1 protein-coding gene is annotated in these 2076 nt (G+C 47.1%); it reads left to right on the top strand.

Going from position 1 to position 2076, the window contains the following annotated elements; genetic code table 11:
* A partial coding sequence (locus tag LOK78_RS16340; RefSeq protein ID WP_440590245.1) for an HYR-like domain-containing protein occupies positions 1 to 2076 on the top strand: 2076 nt, incomplete at both ends.

The following is a 2076-nucleotide window of genomic DNA, read 5'->3' as shown; positions in this document are numbered from 1 at the left end:
ATACAACGGCACCGGTGGCTCCTGAGGCTCCTGCAGATATCACTTACGAGTGTATCGGCGATATGCCTGCTGCTGGCGAGTTGACTGCTACAGACAACTGTGCTGGTGACATTACAGCTACTGCCGTTGATAGCATGGACGATACAGATACTTGTAACATCGTGGTGACCAGAACGTGGACATTCACTGATGCGTGTAACAATTCATCATCGGTGTCACAGACCATCACTATTCAAGATACAACAGCTCCGGTGGCTCCTGAGGCTCCTGCAGATATCACTTACGAGTGTATTGGCGATATGCCTGCTGCTGGTGAGTTGACCGCTACAGACAACTGTGCTGGTGATATTACAGCTACTGCTGTGGACAGCATGGACGACACAGATACTTGTAACATAGTGGTGACCAGAACGTGGACATTCACTGATGCGTGTAACAATTCATCTTCAGTGTCACAGACCATCACTATCCAAGATACAATAGCTCCGGTTATTGATACACCTGCCTCTGACATTGCCATTGAGTGTAGTGCTGATGGAGACCAAGGTGGTATCGAAGCTTGGTTGGCTTCAAATGGTGGTGCTACTGCCACAGATAATTGTAATAGTGAGATCACTTGGACAAACACCTATGGTGGCGATGCTTCAGATTGTTCTCAAGCTATTGCTGTAACCTTTACTGCTACAGATGCATGTGGAAACTCTGTATCCACTACAGCTTCCTATGCTGTTCAGGATACAACACCGCCTACCATTACAGATGCAACCTCCTCTACCGTAGAATGTGACGGTTCTGGAAACATAGATGATCTAAACGATTGGTTGGCGTCAAACGGTGGGGCTACTGCTTCTGATGACTGTTCTGCCGTGGCTTGGTCTAACGACTTCTCTGCCCTTTCTGATGATTGTGGAGAAACGGGTTCGGCTACAGTAACTTTTACTGCCACTGATGGTTGTGGAAATGCAGCATCTACTACCGCTACCTTTACTATTATAGATACAATAGCTCCGGTTGCTCCTGAGGCTCCTGCAGAAATCACTTATGAGTGTATCGGCGATATGCCTGCTGCTGGTGAACTGACTGCTACAGACAACTGTGCTGGTGACATTACAGCTACTGCTGTGGATAGCATGGACGATACAGATCCTTGTAACATCGTGGTGACCAGAACGTGGACATTTACTGATGCATGTAACAATTCATCTTCAGTGTCACAGACCATCACTATTCAAGATACAACGGCTCCAGTGGCTCCTGAGGCTCCTGCAGATATCACTTACGAGTGTATCGGCGATATGCCTGCTGCTGGCGAGTTGACTGCTACAGACAACTGTGCTGGTGACATTACAGCTACTGCTGTAGATAGCATGGACGATACAGATCCTTGTAACATTGTGGTGACCAGAACGTGGACATTCACTGATGCATGTAACAATTCATCTTCAGTGTCACAGACCATCACTATTCAAGATACAACAGCTCCGGTGGCTCCTGAGGCTCCTGCAGATATCACTTACGAGTGTATTGGCGATATGCCTGCTGCTGGTGAGTTGACCGCTACAGACAACTGTGCTGGTGATATTACAGCTACTGCTGTGGACAGCATGGACGACACAGATACTTGTAACATAGTGGTGACCAGAACGTGGACATTCACTGATGCGTGTAACAATTCATCTTCAGTGTCACAGACCATCACTATCCAAGATACAATAGCTCCGGTTATTGATACACCTGCCTCTGACATTGCCATTGAGTGTAGTGCTGATGGAGACCAAGGTGGTATCGAAGCTTGGTTGGCTTCAAATGGTGGTGCTACTGCCACAGATAATTGTAATAGTGAGATCACTTGGACAAACACCTATGGTGGCGATGCTTCAGATTGTTCTCAAGCTATTGCTGTAACCTTTACTGCTACAGATGCATGTGGAAACTCTGTATCCACTACAGCTTCCTATGCTGTTCAGGATACAACACCGCCTACCATTACAGATGCAACCTCCTCTACCGTGGAATGTGACGGTTCTGGAAACATAGATGATCTAAACGATTGGTTGGCATCAAACGGTGGGGCTA

This window comes from Mangrovimonas futianensis (assembly GCF_021245805.1).
Classification (GTDB): domain Bacteria; phylum Bacteroidota; class Bacteroidia; order Flavobacteriales; family Flavobacteriaceae; genus Mangrovimonas; species Mangrovimonas futianensis.
Note: the sequence above shows the minus strand (reverse complement) of the source record. Positions and strands in the feature narration are given on the sequence as shown.